The sequence below is a fragment of the uncultured Tenacibaculum sp. genome, from assembly GCF_947498805.1.
Classification (GTDB): Bacteria; Bacteroidota; Bacteroidia; order Flavobacteriales; family Flavobacteriaceae; genus Polaribacter.
In genome coordinates, this window is the sequence record NZ_CANMLT010000009.1 from 1 (window position 1) to 20,075 (window position 20,075).

The 20,075-nt window shown below is 32.3% G+C and carries 19 protein-coding genes and 1 pseudogene; 12 read left to right on the forward strand and 8 right to left on the reverse strand.

The window, feature by feature from the left end:
• The 5 genes and pseudogenes from Q0873_RS15945 to Q0873_RS15965 all read right to left on the reverse strand — a co-directional run.
• Positions 1-848 (reverse strand): annotated as a pseudogene (locus tag Q0873_RS15945) (hypothetical protein); the annotation flags it as partial.
• Positions 849-852: 4 nt separating this feature from the next.
• Positions 853-2,313, reverse strand: coding sequence for a DUF11 domain-containing protein (locus Q0873_RS15950; protein WP_299109170.1), 1,461 nt, complete (start codon positions 2,311-2,313; stop codon positions 853-855).
• A 353-nt stretch (positions 2,314-2,666) separates the two neighbouring features.
• Positions 2,667-4,382 (reverse strand): CUB domain-containing protein, encoded by a 1,716-nt coding sequence (locus tag Q0873_RS15955; protein WP_299109172.1) that lies wholly within the window; start codon positions 4,380-4,382, stop codon positions 2,667-2,669.
• A 357-nt stretch (positions 4,383-4,739) separates the two neighbouring features.
• A complete protein-coding gene (locus Q0873_RS15960) occupies positions 4,740-5,882 on the reverse strand; it encodes a cysteine desulfurase family protein (RefSeq protein WP_299109174.1) in 1,143 nt (380 codons plus the stop codon).
• Positions 5,883-5,897: 15 nt separating this feature from the next.
• Complete coding sequence (locus Q0873_RS15965; protein WP_299109176.1) at positions 5,898-6,443, reverse strand: Smr/MutS family protein; 546 nt, start codon at positions 6,441-6,443, stop codon at positions 5,898-5,900.
• Between the two features lie 80 nt (positions 6,444-6,523).
• Here Q0873_RS15965 and Q0873_RS15970 point away from each other — a divergent pair, with 80 nt between their 5' ends.
• Positions 6,524-7,165: a hypothetical protein gene (locus Q0873_RS15970; protein WP_299109178.1), complete on the forward strand. Its 642-nt coding sequence runs from the start codon at positions 6,524-6,526 to the stop codon at positions 7,163-7,165.
• On the opposite strand, the gene ppk2 (Q0873_RS15975) is transcribed toward Q0873_RS15970, so the two are convergent.
• The gene (gene ppk2 / locus Q0873_RS15975; protein WP_299109180.1) at positions 7,162-7,944 is read right to left on the reverse strand and encodes a polyphosphate kinase 2; all 783 of its coding nucleotides are present in this window, start codon (positions 7,942-7,944) and stop codon (positions 7,162-7,164) included. The genes Q0873_RS15970 and ppk2 (Q0873_RS15975) overlap by 4 nt on opposite strands.
• A 5-nt stretch (positions 7,945-7,949) precedes the next feature.
• Complete coding sequence (gene ppk2 / locus Q0873_RS15980; RefSeq protein ID WP_299109183.1) at positions 7,950-8,807, reverse strand: polyphosphate kinase 2; 858 nt, start codon at positions 8,805-8,807, stop codon at positions 7,950-7,952.
• Positions 8,808-8,961: 154 nt separating this feature from the next.
• On the opposite strand from ppk2 (Q0873_RS15980), the gene Q0873_RS15985 reads away from it, so the two are divergent.
• The 11 genes from Q0873_RS15985 (at position 8,962) to Q0873_RS16035 (ending at position 18,557) form a co-directional block, all read left to right on the forward strand.
• The gene (locus Q0873_RS15985; RefSeq protein WP_299109185.1) at positions 8,962-9,924 is read left to right on the forward strand and encodes a lipid A deacylase LpxR family protein; all 963 of its coding nucleotides are present in this window, start codon (positions 8,962-8,964) and stop codon (positions 9,922-9,924) included.
• An 83-nt stretch (positions 9,925-10,007) separates the two neighbouring features.
• Positions 10,008-11,126 (forward strand): DNA polymerase III subunit beta, encoded by a 1,119-nt coding sequence (gene dnaN, locus Q0873_RS15990; protein WP_299109187.1) that lies wholly within the window; start codon positions 10,008-10,010, stop codon positions 11,124-11,126.
• Positions 11,127-11,283: 157 nt separating this feature from the next.
• A complete protein-coding gene (locus Q0873_RS15995; RefSeq protein ID WP_363322563.1) occupies positions 11,284-12,048 on the forward strand; it encodes an AAA family ATPase in 765 nt (254 codons plus the stop codon).
• A gap of 5 nt (positions 12,049-12,053) precedes the next feature.
• Positions 12,054-12,941, forward strand: coding sequence for a ParB/RepB/Spo0J family partition protein (locus Q0873_RS16000; RefSeq protein ID WP_299109189.1), 888 nt, complete (start codon positions 12,054-12,056; stop codon positions 12,939-12,941).
• Between the two features lies 1 nt (position 12,942).
• A complete protein-coding gene (locus Q0873_RS16005) occupies positions 12,943-13,521 on the forward strand; it encodes a DUF5683 domain-containing protein (protein ID WP_299109192.1) in 579 nt (192 codons plus the stop codon).
• Positions 13,522-14,223 (forward strand): 4-hydroxy-tetrahydrodipicolinate reductase, encoded by a 702-nt coding sequence (gene dapB, locus Q0873_RS16010; RefSeq protein ID WP_299109194.1) that lies wholly within the window; start codon positions 13,522-13,524, stop codon positions 14,221-14,223.
• A gap of 63 nt (positions 14,224-14,286) precedes the next feature.
• On the forward strand, positions 14,287-15,867 hold the full coding sequence (gene lepB / locus Q0873_RS16015) for a signal peptidase I (RefSeq protein ID WP_299109197.1): 1,581 nt from the start codon (positions 14,287-14,289) through the stop codon (positions 15,865-15,867).
• The gene (locus Q0873_RS16020; RefSeq protein WP_299109199.1) at positions 15,867-16,484 is read left to right on the forward strand and encodes a WbqC family protein; all 618 of its coding nucleotides are present in this window, start codon (positions 15,867-15,869) and stop codon (positions 16,482-16,484) included. Before lepB ends, Q0873_RS16020 begins: the two co-directional genes overlap by 1 nt.
• Before the next feature lie 19 nt (positions 16,485-16,503).
• Positions 16,504-17,082, forward strand: coding sequence for a Crp/Fnr family transcriptional regulator (locus Q0873_RS16025; protein WP_299109201.1), 579 nt, complete (start codon positions 16,504-16,506; stop codon positions 17,080-17,082).
• Between the two features lie 89 nt (positions 17,083-17,171).
• Positions 17,172-17,747, forward strand: a complete 576-nt coding sequence (locus tag Q0873_RS16030) for a Crp/Fnr family transcriptional regulator (RefSeq protein WP_299109203.1) — start codon at positions 17,172-17,174, stop codon at positions 17,745-17,747.
• Between the two features lie 228 nt (positions 17,748-17,975).
• Positions 17,976-18,557, forward strand: coding sequence for a Crp/Fnr family transcriptional regulator (locus tag Q0873_RS16035; protein ID WP_299109205.1), 582 nt, complete (start codon positions 17,976-17,978; stop codon positions 18,555-18,557).
• Between the two features lie 12 nt (positions 18,558-18,569).
• On the opposite strand, the gene Q0873_RS16040 is transcribed toward Q0873_RS16035, so the two are convergent.
• Positions 18,570-20,072, reverse strand: coding sequence for a lipopolysaccharide biosynthesis protein (locus tag Q0873_RS16040; protein WP_299109207.1), 1,503 nt, complete (start codon positions 20,070-20,072; stop codon positions 18,570-18,572).
• Positions 20,073-20,075: the final 3 nt, after the last annotated feature.

A 20,075-nucleotide genomic window follows, 5' to 3' on the forward strand; every position in this document is an offset into this window, starting at 1 on the left:
GCATTGGTAAAGGCTGCTGTTGTATCATTTAAACATACTTCTGCTTGTCCTCCTGCAATCGCTGCTACCGTTGGTAAAGCGTTGACAGTGATTGTTACAGATTCTTCTTGAACACATCCATCAGCACTTGTTGCTAATACGTAATATGTAGTAGTCGTGGTTGGACTTACCGTTGAGCTTGCTAATTCATTTCCAGGTGCAGTAACACCTCCCCTTGCAGGAGTTGCACTATGATATGTATAGGTTGCTCCCGAACTATTAGCATCTGTAATTGTTAATGTACTTAAATCAAAAGAATCCCCTTCACATATTGCACTTGGAGGAGTTATTGTTATATCTGGTGGCAGTAATGCTCTAATAGTAGCTGTTGCGTAGTCATCTTCATGACTTCTATTATTATTAGAAGCAGCACCTCCTGTATAGGTATCGTAAACAACAGGGGTAGTTATCTCAGTTGTAACGACACTAAACTCATTATCAAAATAACCATTTGTTATATCAGCTGCAGTAATTGTATAATTAACAGAGTACGTTTTAACTTGACCTGTGGTCAAAACATCTCCAGTAACAACTGAAGTACCTCCGTTCAATGTAACATTAACTCCATTAAGTGTAATGTTACCAATATTACGCACAGTTACTTGGTAGGTGATTATATTTCCTGCTACATTTGCTCCATCTTCAGTAGTAGATGAAGGGCTAGCATCTGTAGAGGTTTCATTTGCTATAATGGCAATACCCTGAGAAAATACTTTTTGGGTAGTAAAAGAAAAAGCTAACAGAAACAGTAATATACTTACTATATTACTTATTCTTGGGCTTTTATTGGAGAGATTATTTTTTCCCATAACTTTAATTTCCGTTATTTGGTAATGAGTCTATATCTGTTTGATTGCTATTTGCAATCTCTGCTGTATTTATTATTGTTCCTGAATCACTGACTGTTACAGTAATATCTATTTTTTCTGTTTCGTTAATGTCTATACTTCCTATAGTCCAAACATCTGTTCCCGTATCATATGAACCTTTTGAAGCAGCATAAGTTCCACTGTAATTAAGACCCATTGGAAGTACATCGGTCACATCAATTCCTGTAGCATTTAACAAACCATTGTTTTTTACTGTAATAGTAAAAATCACAGTATCCCCTACTTTAGGCAATGCTTCACTTACCGATTTCGTCAAACTTAAATCTACCGTACAAGCCTTACTTATGTTATCATCAATAACTTCAGCAGTTGTATCTTGCTGAAAACCTGAACCATTAACTATTGGACTACCATTAACATCTGAAGAATCCCCAAGGTTCTGAATACTTCCTCCAGTGCTTCCTCCTACTAAATCAACTAATAACGTAGTATCCAAAACTCCTCCATTCCCTTCAATAGCATCGGGACATCCATCATTATCACTATCTGTATCTAAATGATTTGCGATTCCATCTCCATCTGTATCGCAAAAATCTGTACTGTAAGCAAATCCATCAAACCCATGTGGGTCATAAGAACCAGATCGTATAGAACCGCTAATAACATCATGTCTTATTACTACTTGATTCACAGATTCAAGTGTTACAAAGCCAATTGAACTTTCTAAATTCTGACCAACCATATGAGATCCTTTTAAATTATTATTGGCATCATATATATTCACAGTACCAGTAATATCATCTCCTACGATAGTCCCTTTCAAATAAGCGATCAATTTTCCGTCTGCATAAACTTGATAACTTAATTCGGGACTATTTGTTGTAAACGTATCAAAGGCATCCACTATATCTAAACTAAAGGCCGTTACCGGTGTTACAAAATCAATTTCTATGCTGTAATAATCTCCTACTCCCAAACCTAATTCCGGTTCTAAATAAGCTGCATCACCTGAATTTCCAGATACAAACCCAGAAGATGGATTATCACTAAACTCCGCTCTATTATTTGTAGGATGATTTGAAACATATTTCATGGTACCATTAGCAAAATTTATTGTAGTATTTATGGCTGTACCATGATTTTGATTACCTCCTGTAAAATCATTTGACCCGCTCAAAACAGTTAAGCTTTTGCCTTGACCATAGGCTCCTTGTTCAAAACCAGACTCTTGATATCCTAAACCATTTGTATTTCCACCAATGGTGTATACATCAAAGCCGTTCAAACTCCAATAAACTCTATTAGTTGTATCTGGTGATGCTGCTCCTGGAATTGTAGAACATAACTCGTTAATATCTATAATACCATCATTATCATCATCAACATCACAAAGGTTAACGACACCATCTCCGTCGGTATTAACGCCCGAACATTGCGCCTGCATATTGAGTGTATTAAATACAAGAAGTAAAATCAAAACAACATATATATTGTTGTTTTTCAAAAATGAATAAACGTAGTTTTTCCCCATAAATTTCTTTTTAGTTTGCACATATTACAATACTATTAAGTGATTTTACACTTTTGATATACTCCATAAGAACGATTGATACTAATAAAAGTCCCCTGAAGTTACAATACCGATACAATACAATTTTATATTGCATCTATGTTTTATGGGGGGGACTTTACCTTACTAAATACTAGCTCGGTACATTAAACACAAAAATATATATTTTTTTATATTAATTTAACATTTTTTAACTAATTTCTTTAAAACCTATCATTTGTTACGTTTTAACCACCATTATTAGGGGTTGAATCGACATCTGTTTCATTTATTTGTGAAATTTGCGCTGTATTTATAATTATTCCTGACTGTTCTACTCTAACTGTTATTTCCAGTGTTTTTGTTTCGTTAATTCCAATATCACCTATTGTCCAAATATCTGTTGTTGTACTATAACTTCCTTGCGAAGGGTTATCACTTACATATGTTAAAACTGTTGGAGGAATCACATCTACCACATTTACACCTGTTGCTTTAGATCTTCCTCTATTTACTACTGATAACAAGTAAACAACATTATCCCCTACTTTTGGCAACGCTGCTCCGACCGTTTTTGTTAACTTCAAATCTACTGTACATGCTGTACTAATAGCATTATTTGTTACTTCAGAAGTGTTTGCTTGTCCTGAAGGGGCTAGTGTATCTATTAATCCGTCGTCATTACTATCAGTTCCTGTCAATCTATCTCCAGTTAAATCTGATGGATAAAAACTTCCTGCAGCTTCCACAGCATCAGGGCAACCATCATTATCTGAATCTGTATCTAAATAATCAGGCGTACCATCTCCATCAGAATCTCTTACTGTACAAAAAGAAAAGTCTAAAATTTCTATTGCTTGAAAATTAGGATTTGTAAACCCTTGACCATCTCCCAACCTATTCGTAATCACCAACCTTCTTACATGCGCACTTGATGTTATTGTTAATTGATTTGAGGCATCCGTACCTGAAGCCCCAAAAGTTCCTGTTGGATCAACCACATAACCATCTGAATTATAAGCCAAAGCACTTCCCAAGGCAAAACTTAATTGTACTGCATTATTATTCTCATCGAATGCCTGCACCTCTACTTCATCCTGGAACCCCGCTCTATCAATATCTGCTATTATAAAATTTGTAAGCCTAATACTTTCTGAGAAAACAAAATTCAACACAGAATTCTGACTCGCATCATTAATATCTGTACCATCCATTCCAAAAAGAAGAATATCTCCAGAAATCCCAATAACATTGGACCCCACATTATTAAAAGATGTATTCAAATCTAAATTAACACCAGATCCTGAAATATTATTAAAAGTTTGACTAAGTCCACCACTTACTATCCCTAAAGCTGAAATATCCACATTATAAGAAGCCACACAATTCCCTTCATTAGAATCTAAAATCCCGTCATTATCTTTATCTAAATCACACGCTTCATTTACCCCATCGGCATCATCATCATGAACCGTTACTGTTCCGCTAGTTGCACCTACAGTACACACATCTACTGGAGGAGCAGTACAAGAAATAGTTGCTTGCCAACCAAAATCCACAACAATATTATCAGAAAAAAACACAAAATGCAGAGAACCAGTTGTTGATGTTACTAGCCCTGGCGAATTGGTACCACAATAAGTACCTATCAAAGGCGCACCCGCACTAGTTCCATCATAAATTGATAATGTATCAAAACACCCAAAAAAATCAGGATCTTCCAAATCAAAACCAAAAAAATCAATTTGTATTTGACCTCCATTGTTTGCTGAAAAAGTTACTGAGTGAGTTGCATCAGTATCGTACAAACCAGTTACCCCAGGTCCTCCTGGGTCATAAAATGTACCTGAACAAGTGCTAATAGTTTGCCCATCTACATCATCAATATTATAGGTTTGCGAAAAAGAATAAGTACTAAAAATAAGCGCCAAAAATAAGAGAAAGAACTTTCTCTTAAATATCATCGGAAGGAGGGGTAAGTTTCTCATAAAACTTATAAATATTAATAGTTAACCGAAGACACAAAAAAAGCCCTCGAAACAACATTAAACACTTGAACACAAGCAGTATAACATTTGCTTCGGGGGACGAAATTTTATATTACAAATATAATTAATATAAATAGTTATCAAATATTTAGACACTTTTTTTTATTTCAAGTCACATCAAACGAACAAAAAACATAATAAAAAAATACTATCAAAAATAATTCCACATAATTAAAAACTATAAAACAACCACCTATATTACGCTTTTTAAAAAACTATATAAAACAAGTAACCCAATCCTATATAAACATAAAAAAAAGCGCTTAAAAACGCTTATTTAGATAAAAATCTGTTTTTACAAAAATTAACCACTATATCTAAATCTTCTTTTATCGTATACTTACTAAAAGAAAATCTTACTGAAGTCTTTTTCGCTTCTTGCTCATTTAAAAAAGTACTCAAAACATGTGATCCTTTATTACTACCACTCTGACAAGCACTCCCTCCTGAAACTGCAATTCCTTGCAAATCCATATTAAACAACATCATCTTATCCTCCACTGGAAATCGAACACTTAAAACAGTATATGTACTTTTATCCAAATCGGAAGACATCCCATTAAATTGAATATCTGAAGAAATTGCTCTCAACTCATCTAACAAATACTTCTTTACTCCTTTAATATAATCAGTATCGACAACTAAATTCTCATATGCCACCTCAAAAGCTTTCCCCATACCTAAAATAGCATGAACATTTTCTGTACTAGATCTTGCCCCCTTCTCCTGATTCCCTCCATGAATCATCGGCTGTATTCCAAATCCTTTTCCAAAATATGCAAAACCAACTCCTTTAGGACCATGAAACTTATGAGCGGAAGCTGTAATAAAATCAACCGGAGTAGCTTTTAAATCTAATTTATAATGCCCAATACCCTGAACAGTATCTGAATGAAACAAAGCATTATACCTTTTACATACATCCGAAACTTCTTTTAATGGTAACAAATTCCCCACCTCGTTATTTACCCACATCAAACTCACCAAAACCTTTCCATCAATCCTACTTAACTTATCCTCTAAATCATCAAGAACAACTTCACCAAACTCATCAACATCAACATAAACCAGTTCAACCCCATACTTCTCAACTAAAAACTCTATACTATGTAAAACCGCATGATGCTCTATTTTTGAAGTAATTATTGTTTTTACACCTAAATTTTCTACAGCATTTTTTATAATTAAGTTATCAGCCTCCGTTCCACCAGCAGTAAAAATAATTTCACTCGAAGAAACATTTAATTCTTTTGCAATCTCTTTTCTCACCCTCTCTATTGAAGCTTTCGCTTTTCTTCCAAACTGATGCGTTGACGAAGGGTTTCCAAAATTTTCTTGCATGGACTGACGCATAACTTCAACAACTTCTGGTAGCATAGGTGTTGTTGCCGCATTATCTAAGTAAATCGATTTCATTTTGCAAAAATACTATTAAATACTGTTTTGAAAAATATAAACTTCTGTTGCTCCTAACCCGTACCTATTATATGAAGCATCACTATAAGTAACCGGATAATTATTAAACAAATAATTCAATTCTGTTCTCAAAACCCCTTCCCCTACACCATGTATAAACACCACTTTAGAAATACGATTTCTAATACAATATTCCAATTTTGCTTTTGCTGTATTTACTTGTAAGGTAAGTATATCAAAATTATCCAACCCCTTAATAGACTTCACAAGCTTCTCAACATGTAAATCCACTTCCATCACCACCTCATTTCTTTGCTTAATGAATTGCGTTTTTTTCTTTTTCTTTTCTTTTTGTTTTTCCCTTAGAAGAGAATTATTAATATCTGAATATTTCGTCAAGTCATTCTGATCCATTTCAATTTTTACCAATTCAGATCTCAAAAACCGAAATTCCATACCACTATCATCTTTAACAAAAACAAAATCATTATCAAGTTTTGTTACGATACCCTTAACAATATCATCTATTACAGCTACTTTATTACCAATTTCTAAACACATCCTTAACCTTAGCTTAATTATCTAATCCTCCTTAAGACTCTATTTTTGCAAAAATAAAACAAATAATAGCTAATCGCTATATGACACAAACGAAAACAACAAACCCTATACTTTTTTTTGAAGAAGCTCTAAAAAGCACTTTAATATCTCAAGAAAGAGAAAGCCTTTTACAAGACATTGCTACAACACTTTTCAACGAATACAGCGACAGAAACAAATTAAACATTAATTTTATCTGCACTCATAACTCAAGAAGAAGCCAGATAGCACAAGTATGGAGTTTTCTTGCCATCGAATACTTTAATCTAGAAAATATTTTTTCTTTTTCCGGAGGAACAGAAACAACTGCATTTCACAGAAACACAGTTAGAACATTACAAGAAGTTGGTTTTGAGTTTAATGTTATTGATTTTTCGCATCAAAACCCAAAATACCTTATCACTTTCAAACAAACTAAAAAATCTACGATTGGGTACTCTAAAATATATGATGATTCTGAAAATAACTTCCCTTATATAGCTATAACCACTTGTGATAGCGCAGATGAAAACTGTCCTTTTATCCCTGATGCAATTCACAGATTTCACTTACCATACACCGACCCAAAAACATCAGACAACACAGCGCTTACGTCGGAAACATATTTAAAAACAAATCAACAAATTGCAGCTGAAGTTTTTATTATTTTCAACACTTTGCACCAATATATAAACAACAATTAAACAACTGTATTTTTATCATAAGGAATGCTATTTAGTATATGCTGAATAGCACTTACCCTCGCAGTAGTTTTTCTATTAGCCCTAATAACTCTCCATGGTGAAACCTTAGTATTGGTTTTAGAGAACATTGCTTTTTTATACACAGTATAATCATCCCACAACTCTTGAGCTCTTTCATCAACTGGAGTCATCTTCCACTGTTTTAAAGGATTATTTTTTATATCCTTAAATCGCTTAGCCTGCTCTTTCTTTGTTATTGACATATAAATCTTAACCAATCTAATACCGGACTCTAAAATCATTCTTTCAAAATCATTAACCTGATTCATAAAGACCTGATACTCTTCTTTTGTACAAAAACCATTTACCGGCTCAACGACTGCCCTATTATACCAACTCCTATCAAAAAAAACCATTTCTCCTGCCTTTGGAAACTGTTCTACATATCGCTGAAAATACCATTGCGTTTTCTCATCTTCACTTGGTTTCGGTAAAGCTACAATTCGCATAAAACGAGGATTAATTCGCTCTGTTATCCTTCTAATTGCTCCACCTTTACCAGCAGCATCTCTTCCTTCAAAAATAACAATAATCCTTTCATTTTCTTTGATACCCCAAGTCTGCAGCTTAATTAATTCTAACTGTAACTTTTTAAGCTTTCGTTCATAGTCTACATAGCGAATTGCCCTTTCAACATTAAAAGGTTCTCGAGATAAAATTGCCTTTATCCCTCTATTAGAATTTAACTTATTTACATCTTTTTGAGTTAACTTTTCCATACAAATTAATCTAAATGATTTACCGATCTATAATACCTCATTACCACATTAGGATCAGGATTTAAAAGTGTTTCAGCCTCTTCTTTACCCTCGTAATTAAACTGAGATAAAACATAACGCATACACTCTACTCTTGCCACTTTTTTATTATTGGTTTTTACAACAATCCAAGGACTATAGGTTGTATGTGTATTACTAAACATTTCATCTTTATAGAAAGTATACTTATCCCACAATTCCTGCCCTTTTCTATCTACTGGACTAAACTTCCATCTTTTTAAAGGGTTTTTGTTACGCGCATTAAACCTTCTTAACTGCTCTTCTTTTGATATTGACAACCAAAATTTAATAATAACAACTCCATCTTCATATAACATATGCTCGAACTCAGGTACTTGCACTAAAAACTTCTTGTACTCTCTTTCCGTACAAAACCCCATAACAGGCTCTACGACAGCTCTATTATACCAACTCCTATCAAAAAACACAATCTCTCCAGGGTTAGGCAATTCTTTTATATATCGTTGAAAATACCATTGCCCTTTCTCAACTTCTGTAGGTTTATTCAAAGCCACTAAACGCATTGACCTGGGATTTAAATGTTCCATAAAACGTCGTATACTTCCTCCCTTCCCGGCAGCATCTCTACCTTCAAAAATTACCGCTACACGTTTGTTTTCCCTAGCAACCCACTGCTGCAACTTCACCAATTCAATCTGCAATTCTTTTAATTCATCTTCATAATTAATCTTCACATCCACAGCTTCAGTTGAAATTTTTTTCTTCTTTAGAAGTTCCCTAAATGCTTTATTGGAAGTTATATTTTCAAAATCCTCTACTGTTAGCTTTGCTTTGTTTTCCATATAAATATTTAACAGAAGACTAATGTAACAATTATATCAAAGAACCAATGCATTTAATTTGTAAAAAAAGCCACATTATACGACTAATGAAAACAGCTACTAACAAAATGTTAAACCCAATAAACAAGCTTAATAAAATCATATATTTGTTTTCATGATAAAGAAACTTACTACACTTACAATATTCTTATTGTCTTTCAATTCGTTTACCTTATTTTCTCAGAAACATTTCTCTAAAGAGTTTAGTATATACAACGATAATGATTTGTACACCTCTGTAAAACGTGACAGATACTATACTAATGGTTTATTCTTATCCTACAGGTATATCTCAAAAAAAGCTAACGATCATCTTGAAAAAAAGATATACGAGTTCCAAATTGGTCAAGAAATGTATACACCTTTCAAAGCTACTGTTAACTTAAAAGGAGATCATGACAGACCTTTTGCTGCACATCTTTTTGGTAGTTTTGGAATCAATCGTTTCTACAAAAACAAATCAGCTTTAAACACCAAATTACAAATTGGAATTATTGGCCCAGACGCTCTTGGACAAGAACTACAAGATTTTATTCACTCTATATACAATTATAAAAAAGCTATTGGATGGAATTATCAAATTGCGAACGCAATTTCTGTTAACTTCAACACTGAGTACTTAAAGTATTTAGCCAGTAACAAAGCCAAAACACTTGATATTACATGGACCAATAGATTAAGAACTGGTACTGTTTATACAGATATAAGCACAGGACTTTATGGAAGAATAGGTTTTAAGCCTCTTCAAGAATTATTCAATTCGATTGCCTTTAGTAGTAATCTAAACACCGCTAATTCTAAAACCTCAAATAAACCAGAAGCTTTTCTATTTATAAAACCAATGATTCATTATGTTTTATATGATGCCACGATACAAGGAAGCTTCCTTAATGAAAATAGCCCTGTTACTTTTGAACTAAGACCAATTACTTTTACCACCCAAGTTGGTATACAATTTACGGCAAACAGATTCAACTTTGGATATTTTGTAAATTACCATTCTAAAAAGCTAAAAAGCATCCGTGTTCCTAATGCAAATTTTTATGGAACTATTTTAATAAATTACCAATTTAACTAAAGGAAAAAAGTATTTCCGATTTTATTTTAATTATCATCAAATTAAAATATATTTGTAAGTCTAATAATTAGAAACAATAATCAATGAAATTTATCGTATCTAGCTCTCAACTATTAAAACAATTACAAGTTTTAGGAGGGGTTATCAACAGCAATAACACATTACCAATTTTAGATAATTTTTTATTCGAATTATCTGAAAATCAATTAAAAATATCTGCTTCTGACCTAGAAACTACTATGTCAGCAGCTGTTGAAGTTGAAAGTACTGATACGGGGTCTATTGCTATTAATGCTCGTTTATTACTAGACACATTAAAAACATTTCCTGACCAACCTTTAACATTTAAAACAGAAGGAGATAGTACGATAGAAATTATTTCTGAGCAAGGTAAGTACGATATGGCGTATTTTAGTGGAGAAGAGTTCCCTAAAGCTGTAGAACTACCTTCACCAAGTAGCACTGAGGTTCCTTCTCATATCTTAGCAACTGCAATAGCTAAAACTATTTTTGCAGCTGGTAATGATGATTTAAGACCAGTGATGAGCGGTGTCTTCTTTCAATTTAACTCTAAGGAGTTGACTTTTGTAGCTACTGATGCTCACAAATTAGTAAAATATACTCGTACTGATGTTACTGCTGATAAGTCTGCTGAATTTATCATGCCAAAGAAGCCTTTAAATCTATTAAAAGGAATTTTATCAGGATCAGAAGAAAATGTAACTATAGAATACAACGACACGAATGCTAAATTCACTTTTGATAACGTGGTTTTAGTTTGTCGTTTGATCGACGGGAAATATCCTAACTACGAAGCTGTAATTCCTAAAGAAAACCCAAACAAGCTTACTGTTGACAGAGCTTCTTTCTTAAATTCTGTTCGTCGTGTTTCTATTTTCTCTAGTAAAACAACACATCAAATTCGTTTGAAAATGGCTGGTACAGAATTAAATATTTCTGCAGAAGATTTAGATTACTCTAACAAAGCCGATGAACGATTAAGTTGTGACTACCAAGGTGATGACATGCAAATTGGGTTTAACTCACGCTTTTTAAGTGAAATGTTAAGTAACTTAGGGTCTAACGACGTTTTAATTGAAATGAGTTTACCTAATCGCGCTGGTATTTTAACTCCTATTGATGGAACTGAAGAGGGAGAAAACATCACAATGTTAGTAATGCCTGTTATGTTAAATAGCTAAACGCAAAATACTTATATTATATAAAAAACCATGGTTTTACGCCATGGTTTTTTTTTATTTGCATCTAACAATCAACAGCTTACCACATTGTTAACATCTTTCACTTTTAAAAACCATAAATAATTGTAAATTTACCTCTTTCAAACTTTTTTAAACAATGGGTAGAATTATTGCAATTGCAAATCAAAAAGGAGGGGTAGGTAAAACAACTACAACAGTAAATTTAGCTGCAGCACTAGGTGTTTTAGAAAAAAAAGTACTTTTAATAGATGCAGACCCTCAGGCAAATGCTACTTCTGGTTTAGGTTTAGATGTTGAAACTATTGAACTTGGAACTTATCAGGTCTTAGAACATACTATATCTCCGAAGGATGCCATTTTAACAACAGAATCACCCAATGTAGATTTAATCCCCGCACATATTGATTTAGTTGCTATTGAAATTGAATTAGTAGATAAGCAACAAAGAGAGTACATGTTACAAAAAGCTTTACAAGATGTAAAAGACGACTATGATTACATTTTGATTGATTGTGCTCCTTCCCTTGGATTAATTACATTAAACTCTTTAGTAGCTGCCGATTCGGTCATCATACCAATACAATGTGAATACTTCGCATTAGAGGGATTAGGAAAACTATTGAACACTATTAAAAGTGTACAAAAAATCCATAATCAAAACTTAGCTATTGAAGGACTATTATTAACCATGTTTGACGCTCGTTTACGACTTTCAAACCAAGTAGTTGAAGAAGTACGTAAGCATTTCAGTACCATGGTTTTTGAAACAATAGTACATCGAAATATTCGCTTAAGTGAAGCTCCTAGTTATGGTGAAAGTATTATTTCTTACGATGCCACTAGTAAAGGAGCGGTAAATTACCTAAATTTGGCGAACGAAATCTTAAATAAAAACGCGTAATCGTAATGGCAAAAGCAACCAAAAAACAAGCTCTAGGTAGAGGTTTATCGGCATTATTAAAAGAAACAGCTGAAGTAAGTTCAGCTTCTGATAAAAATGCAGATAAGTTAGTTGGAAATATTATTGAAATTGATGTTAATTCAATTGACGTAAATCCATACCAGCCAAGAACTTATTTTGACGAAGAAGCTTTACGAGAATTAGCAAGTTCCATCAAAGAGCTAGGTGTTATTCAACCAATTACAGTTCGTAAACTAGATGGGAATAAATTTCAATTAGTTTCTGGTGAAAGACGTTTTAGAGCTTCTAAATTAATTGGAAACAAAACCGTCCCTGCATATATTCGTTTGGCAAACGATCAAGAAATGCTCGAAATGGCATTGGTTGAAAATATTCAACGTAAAAATCTTGATCCAATAGAAGTTGCTTTATCATATCAGCGATTGATAGATGAAATTCAGCTTACTCAAGAAGAGTTAAGTACACGTGTAGGTAAAAAGCGTTCTACAGTCACGAATTATTTACGCTTATTAAAGCTTGATCCAATTATCCAAACGGGTATGAGAGATGGTTTTATTTCAATGGGACACGGTAGAGCTTTAATTAATATTGAAAGTACTATAGACCAATTAACTATATATGAAAAAATAGTAAGAGATAAACTTTCGGTACGCCAAACAGAAGAATTAGTTAAAAATTTAAAAGCTGGTACTGTTGCTAAAGCAGCAAAGAAAAAAGCTTTACCAAAGTATATTTCTGATAGTGTAAAAGACATGAGTGAATACTTTGGAAACAAAATAGACGTTAGTGTTAATAACAGAGGAAAAGGAAAAATCACAATTCCCTTTACTTCTGAAGAAGATTTTAACCGCATCAAAAACTTACTAAAGTAAATTGTCTATTTTACGTAACATATTAATTACCATAAGTTTATTTTGGAGTGTCCTTGGGTTTGCTCAAACAGATACTTCTCAAATTAAAGTAGAAAAACTTCAATTAAGTAGTGATAAATACAATCCACTTTCTCCATCAAAAGCAGCTTTTTACTCTGCTATTTTTCCTGGAGGTGGACAAATTTATAACAAAAAATACTGGAAAGCTCCTATCGTATGGGCTGCTATTGGTACAAGTGTGTATTTTTACATTGACAATAGCAATGAATATGATAGGTTTAGAACCGCTTTCAAATTAAGAAGTCAAGGTATTAGAGATGAATTCACAAGAGAAGATGGAACTGTATTAATTTCTACTCAAGGGCTTGAAAACGCACAAAAAACGCTTAGAAAAAACAGAGATCTATCCCTTCTATCAGGAATTCTTTTATATGTCTTACAAATTGTAGAAGCCAGTGTTAATGCTCATTTGTTACAATTTGACACAGACGATAGTTTGTCTATTAAACCAAATATTAATATAGACCCTATGCTTATTGAAGCTCCTAAAGTGGGATTAACCTTTAAATATTCTTTTTAAATGAAAATAGCTTTACTTGGCTACGGAAGAATGGGTAAAGAAATTGAAAAAATTGCTTTACAAAGAGGACATGAAGTAGTAATAAAATACTCTGGAAAAGAAAACTACGATATTTCATTGGCTGATGTAGCTATTGATTTTAGTCTTCCAAACGTTGCTTTTGATAATATTTCCAACTGTATCCACAACAAAATTCCTGTAATTTCTGGAACTACGGGATGGTTAGATAAATATCAAGACATTGTTAATTTATGTAACGAAAAAAACGGGGCCTTTATTTATGCCTCGAATTTTAGTTTAGGAGTAAATATTTTCTTCGAACTAAATAAGCAACTCGCTAAAATGATGAATTCTTTACAGGAATACAATGTAAGTATTGAAGAAATTCACCATACTAAAAAATTAGATGCCCCTAGTGGTACTGCCATTACTTTAGCTGAAGGAATTGTTGATAGTTCCAAATTAAACGGATGGACCTTAACTCCTGAAAAACAAAAAAACAACATCCCTATCACTGCTATTAGAACACCTGACGTACCAGGAACACATACGATAGAATATCAATCTGAGATAGATTCAATTGAAATAAAACATACTGCTCATAACCGACAAGGCTTTGCATTAGGAGCTGTGGTTGCAGCAGAATGGTTGGCTGATAAGACAGGAGTTTATAGCATGAAAGATGTGTTAAACTTAGGTTAAAAGCCGTAACATTAATAAATAGAAAACACTAATACTCTTAAGAAGAGTAAAAACAAAAATATTATGACATTTACTGAGTGGTTTATCGTTTTTGTAATCATACAAGTAATTCATTTCTTAGGAACATGGAAGCTATATGTTCGAGCTGGAAGAAAAGCATGGGAAGCAGCAGTGCCTGTATATAACGCTGTTGTATTAATGCAAATAATTAGAAGACCTAAATGGTGGGTGATTCTATTATTTTTCCCAATCGTTAATTTATTAATGTTTCCAATTATCTGGGTTGAAACTTGTAGAAGTTTTGGATTTAACCAAAGAAAGGATACAATATTAGCCATTGTCACTTTGGGTCTGTATATCTATTATATTAATTATGCTACTGAGGCTACTTATATAGAAAATAGAAGTTTACAACCTAGAACCGCTCTGGGAGAATGGGTTAGTTCTATTGCTTTTGCTATAATTGCAGCAACCTTAGTGCATACTTATTTTATGCAACCATATACAATTCCAACTTCATCATTAGAAAAGACATTATTAGTCGGAGACTATTTATTTGTTAGTAAATTTCATTATGGAGCAAGAGTACCTATGACAACGGTTTCAGCTCCTATGGTACATGATACCATACCTGGATTGGGGCTTAAATCATTCATGTCAGATGATAAAAACAAAGAAGGTTTATTAAACAAACTTACTTTGCCCTATATGAGACTTCCAGGGCTACAAAAAATAAAGCGCAATGACATTGTTGTATTTAGCTGGCCAGCAGACAGTTTAGCTTCAATGTGGGGAGATACTTCAGGAAAACACACTTATAAGCCTATCGACAAACGTACTAACTATGTAAAACGATCTGTAGGAATACCAGGAGATAGTTTAGAAGTACGAGATGGTTATGTATTTATAAATGGACAACAAACTGTTTTACCGGACAGAGCCAAACCACAATGGATACATCTAGTTGAAACTGGAGGTGAAAAATTTGCTCCAGGTGCTATTCAAAAATACAATATCAGAGAAGGTTCTGTAACTAAAGATGGTAAATACTATCTTAATCTTACAGATGATGAAGCTGCAGCTATTGCCAAAGATCCAATTGTAAAAAGCGTTAAAAAGCAACTGCAACCAAAAGGACATTATAACAAGGCTGTTTTTCCTCATGATCCAAGATATGCATGGTCTTCAGATAACTTTGGCCCTATTTATATCCCTAAAAAAGGAGCCACTGTTACCTTAAATGCAGCAACTATTCCTTTTTATGAGCAAATTATTAGACGTTATGAAAACAATGATTTAACCATTTTTGGTGATGATATTTACATCAACGGTAAAAAGGCTAATACCTACACTTTTAAGCAAGATTATTACTGGATGATGGGTGACAATCGTCAAAACTCATTAGATGCAAGAAATTGGGGTTATGTACCATTTGATCATGTTGTAGGTAAACCTGTAATGATTTGGTTAAGTTGGGATGCCAAAGCTCCAAACTTTATGGCTAAATTACAATCTATTCGTTGGGACAGAATGTTTACTACTGTTGGAGGTAGTGGAAAACCTGTTTCTTACTTATGGGTAGTTATCTTATTAATCTTAGGATACACAATTTTTAGTTTTAATAAAGGAAGAAAGAAAGAATAATGGCTTTATTTATTCCAACATATTTCTCCCCTATTGCTCAATATTCAGCTATTTTTAAAGAAGATTCTGTTATATTTGAAATAGAGGATAATTTCCAAAAACAAACCTATAGAAATCGTTGTTATATCTATGGTGCCAATGGAAAACTTTCATTAAATATACCTGTTAAACACAAGATTTCTGGAAGTAGAAAAAAAACTAAAGACACTTTAGTTGAAAATGATTTTCCTTGGCAGCAACAGCATTTAAAATCTCTACAAAGCGCTTATAGAGCATCTCCATTTTTTGAATTCTATGAGGATGACTTACTTCCTATTTTCAACAAAAAATATACGTATTTACAAGATGTAAATATTGATACTTTTTTATTTGTTAGTGAAGCTTTAGAATTATCGAATGCTTATACAAAAACTGCTGAGTATACACTTAATGCTACTAATGATTTTAGAGATTTAGCCATTGCTAAAAAGGGTATTGAAATAGAAATGGATACCTATATACAAATGTTTGATGACAAGTACGGATTCATCCCAAACCTCTCAATATTAGACCTTTTGTTTATGGAAGGTCCAAATACCGTTAGCTTTTTAGAAAAAATTAATGTAGATTTGAAATAAAACCTTTTTATTTCTTACTATGGATACTATACAGCAATTTTTGGCTGCATATAGTCCGTTATCATCTAACTCAACCAAAGAGTTTAAACAAATATTTAGTTTAAAAACTTATCGAAAAGGAGAAGTAATAGCAGGCTATAGCCAATCTAAAAGTAAATTTTTTATAATCAAAGAAGGTATTGCCTGTTCGTATTTAAACGATCACAAAGGCAAAAAGGTCATTAGAACCTTGTTTACCCCAATATCTGTTATTGCTTCGTTAAAATCTATTGTACGCTTAAAACAAGTAAATGTTGACTACTATTGTTTGACCGATTGCTGTATTTTAACAGCCAATTTAGACGATTTTCTTGCACTTGTAGACAAACACCATGACATTTCTAAATTATACATTGAAATACTCGAAAAATCTTATGCTATGCTTATAGAAAGAGTAACTCAACTAACTACATTAGAAGCTACGGAAAGGTATTTATTACTAAAAGAAATTGCACCAAACATTGAAAATCAAATTCCACAATACCAAATTGCTTCTTACTTAAACATTACTCCCATTCAGTTAAGTAGAATTCGTAAGAAACTTCTTTTTGATTCCTAGTGATCTTTTTTTAATTTATCTATCATATTCCTTTTTATGAAAAATTTAATGTAAATTTGAGATAAGTCCCACGTTAAAAAGCATCTATTATGGATTTTTTAAAAAACTTTGTATTCAATATTCATAATGTCTCTCTAAATTCTTTAAAGGAGTTTGAAAACATAGTGCAAGAAAAAAGTTTTAAAAAAGGGCATAATTTGGTTAAAATCGGTGAAATTTCTAAAAACTTTTATATCTTAAAAAAAGGAATTATTCGTTCTTTCTTGGTAGACGAAAAAGGAAAAGAACATACAAGAACATTATATACTCCACCTTCTACTTCTGGTAATTTATCTTCATTAATTAGTAAACAACCTTCTATATTAATATATGAATGCTTAACAGACTGTGAAGTTTTAGAATGTAATTACGAAAGCTTTTACAAACTTTCTTCGAAACATCATGACCTCTCAATATTCCAATATAAAGCGCTCGAATTTATTTATATACGCGAAGAATCTCGAATCTTAGAGCTAAGCATGCTAAATGCAACCGAACGTTATCAGCTACTTTTAGAAAAATCACCAGGAATAGATCAAAAAATCAATCAATATCATATCGCTTCATATTTAAACATTACTCCAGTACAATTAAGTAGAGTCAAAAAAAACATGTTACATAGTTAATTATTAACATATGTTATTTAGTTAATTTTTATTGTTACCTATATTTACCATGTAATTAACAAGTTACATCCGTAAATACTTTTCCCCTTATACCAAAGTTTTTTTGGTAAGCAAACCTTTATAGTTTTATAAAGGTTTGTTTTTCATTTTGTTTCCTTTTGCTTTATTTAATAAATTTAGTTACATTTATTCAGTGTTAAATACACGGAATAACTTGTTAAATTATTTATGGTAAACAGTGATATCGAGATTTTTCTAAATCGATATATCTCGTTACCTCCTCATATTATCGAAATTTTTGAGGGGCTGATAGAGTATGTTGAATTTTCTCCTAACGAATTTCTTGTAAAGTCAGAAGAATATTCTACCGATTTTTTTATAATAAAATCTGGTATTGTTCGGTCTTACTACCTCACTCAAAAAGGAAAAGAAATTACGAGAGCCTTTTTTACACCTGGTTATGTTACAGGTGCTTCTTCTGCCATTATGCAAGGAATCCCTTCAGAATTAAATTATCAAAGTTTAACAAAAGTTACAGCCTACAGAGGTAGTCTAGTAAAATTAAAAGAGCTTACTTTAGCTCATCATGAAATGTCTATGTTTTATATTAAAACACTTGAAGATGCTTATTTAAAAGCGGAGGCTATTGTTTTAGAAATTGCCACATCGAATGCCGAAGAACGCTACATATCCTTAAAAGAAAGAGTTCCTAATATAGATAATATTATAGCTCAAAAATATATAGCTTCTTACCTTAATGTAACCTCAGTACAGTTAAGTAGAATTAGAAAAAAACTCTATTCAAAATAAATACAAATCTGTTTATTTCAATCTTCTATTAATCAAATTATTAATTTGATTTGAAATATTCAACTTATATCCCAAAAACAAATATACTGGAACAATAATTATACTCTTGAGGATAATATTTACCAAAGGATGTATCGCATAATCTCCCAAATAAAAACTAGGAACATTAAAATTCCAAGCATTAAAAACCAAATAAAAAACTAAAATTTGGATAATTATAAGTGCCGTTTTATTAGTAAAAGGATTCATACTCATTTTATGATGTACAAACCAAAGTCTAAACATCCCTACTAATAATGTCACTAACAATGTAGATAAAGCCAACCCATCAGTTCCTAAACCTAAAGTGTAATAGAAATAATTATTTAAATAATAAACACTAAGAGCCATTCCTAGCCCCATTGGAAGTGTTACTCGATAAAACTTAGAATTATTGATTATAGCACCGTTATTTCCTAAAAGCATTAAAAACAATTTAGCTGATGAAATCATTAATACCACTAATTCTCCTCCTGCATATCCCTTATTAGGTAATATCTTAAACAACTCAGTAACATTTGAATTTACCAACACAAAAAATAAACCTCCTACTAGCAATAAGTTTATAGAACTTTTTTTATACAAACTCTTAACTTCATTTGTATTTTCTTCATTGATAGATTTTGATGTTAAGGGTTGTAATATTTGTGTCATCGCTCTACTTGGAGCCTCAATAAAAGAACCAATAAATAAGGCTACTGTATAAAACGCAGCTACCTGAAACCCTTCTTTACCAGGAATCATTACCTTATCTATATCTAGTACAATTGCTCCAGCACTACCCGCTAATAATATATAAACCGTATACTTTACAACTTCTCCAAAGTTTTCTGGTAATGAAAAACTAATTTTCGGAAAATAAAGTTTAAAAGCATACAGCATCATTAAAATAGTTCTCAAAACATAAGCCAAAGACATATAAAAAAGAAAGTCTTCTTTCCCAAAAAAGCCAAAAGCTACTGCAAATAGCATCATCATTGTTGCCGCTCTGTTATAAAGCTCTTTTAAAGTATTTCCAAACACAGATTGCATTTGCACCTTTGCCCACGCATAAAACACTTCAAAATACGCACAACAAACCGCCACAACATAAATATAAAACGTGTAGCTCTCCACTATCAGATTCTCTTTTACATTACTTTGAGCTACATATGACATAATTAAATTATGAAAATAATCCCAAAAGAATCCTATAGGAATAGCTATAAACAAGGGTAGAAAAAGAAAAGTGCTTAAAAAACGATCTCGTTCTTTTTTAGATTTATACGCCGAGAAAAATTTAATTATTGAAAAATGTACACCAAAAGCTATTAACGGAGTAACAATGTTGGACGCAGCAAAAATATACTGCGCTAATCCGTAATACTCAGATGTTAAAAAACGATCATAAAGAATTAATGTATTAATCCCTCCAATTAAAAAACCTAAATAAATTATAAAGGTATTTTTTAATGATTGTTTAAATATAATTCCCAATTT

Excerpts from the sequence above, each read along its gene's own strand:
- Q0873_RS15965 (WP_299109176.1), bottom strand. The coding sequence starts at position 6,443 with ATGTGTTTAGAAATTGGTAATAAAGTAGCTGTAATAGATGATATTGTT.
- Q0873_RS16030 (WP_299109203.1), top strand. The coding sequence starts at position 17,172 with ATGGATTTTTTAAAAAACTTTGTATTCAATATTCATAATGTCTCTCTA.
- ppk2 (WP_299109180.1), bottom strand. The coding sequence starts at position 7,944 with ATGGAAAAGTTAACTCAAAAAGATGTAAATAAGTTAAATTCTAATAGA.
- Q0873_RS16025 (WP_299109201.1), top strand. The coding sequence starts at position 16,504 with ATGGATACTATACAGCAATTTTTGGCTGCATATAGTCCGTTATCATCT.
- Q0873_RS16035 (WP_299109205.1), top strand. The coding sequence starts at position 17,976 with ATGGTAAACAGTGATATCGAGATTTTTCTAAATCGATATATCTCGTTA.
- dnaN (WP_299109187.1), top strand. The coding sequence starts at position 10,008 with ATGAAATTTATCGTATCTAGCTCTCAACTATTAAAACAATTACAAGTT.
- Q0873_RS15985 (WP_299109185.1), top strand. The coding sequence starts at position 8,962 with ATGATAAAGAAACTTACTACACTTACAATATTCTTATTGTCTTTCAAT.
- Q0873_RS15960 (WP_299109174.1), bottom strand. The coding sequence starts at position 5,882 with ATGAAATCGATTTACTTAGATAATGCGGCAACAACACCTATGCTACCA.
- Q0873_RS15950 (WP_299109170.1), bottom strand. The coding sequence starts at position 2,313 with ATGCAGGCGCAATGTTCGGGCGTTAATACCGACGGAGATGGTGTCGTT.
- ppk2 (WP_299109183.1), bottom strand. The coding sequence starts at position 8,807 with ATGGAAAACAAAGCAAAGCTAACAGTAGAGGATTTTGAAAATATAACT.
- Q0873_RS15995 (WP_363322563.1), top strand. The coding sequence starts at position 11,284 with ATGGGTAGAATTATTGCAATTGCAAATCAAAAAGGAGGGGTAGGTAAA.
- lepB (WP_299109197.1), top strand. The coding sequence starts at position 14,287 with ATGACATTTACTGAGTGGTTTATCGTTTTTGTAATCATACAAGTAATT.
- Q0873_RS16020 (WP_299109199.1), top strand. The coding sequence starts at position 15,867 with ATGGCTTTATTTATTCCAACATATTTCTCCCCTATTGCTCAATATTCA.
- Q0873_RS15970 (WP_299109178.1), top strand. The coding sequence starts at position 6,524 with ATGACACAAACGAAAACAACAAACCCTATACTTTTTTTTGAAGAAGCT.
- dapB (WP_299109194.1), top strand. The coding sequence starts at position 13,522 with ATGAAAATAGCTTTACTTGGCTACGGAAGAATGGGTAAAGAAATTGAA.
- Q0873_RS16000 (WP_299109189.1), top strand. The coding sequence starts at position 12,054 with ATGGCAAAAGCAACCAAAAAACAAGCTCTAGGTAGAGGTTTATCGGCA.
- Q0873_RS15955 (WP_299109172.1), bottom strand. The coding sequence starts at position 4,382 with ATGATATTTAAGAGAAAGTTCTTTCTCTTATTTTTGGCGCTTATTTTT.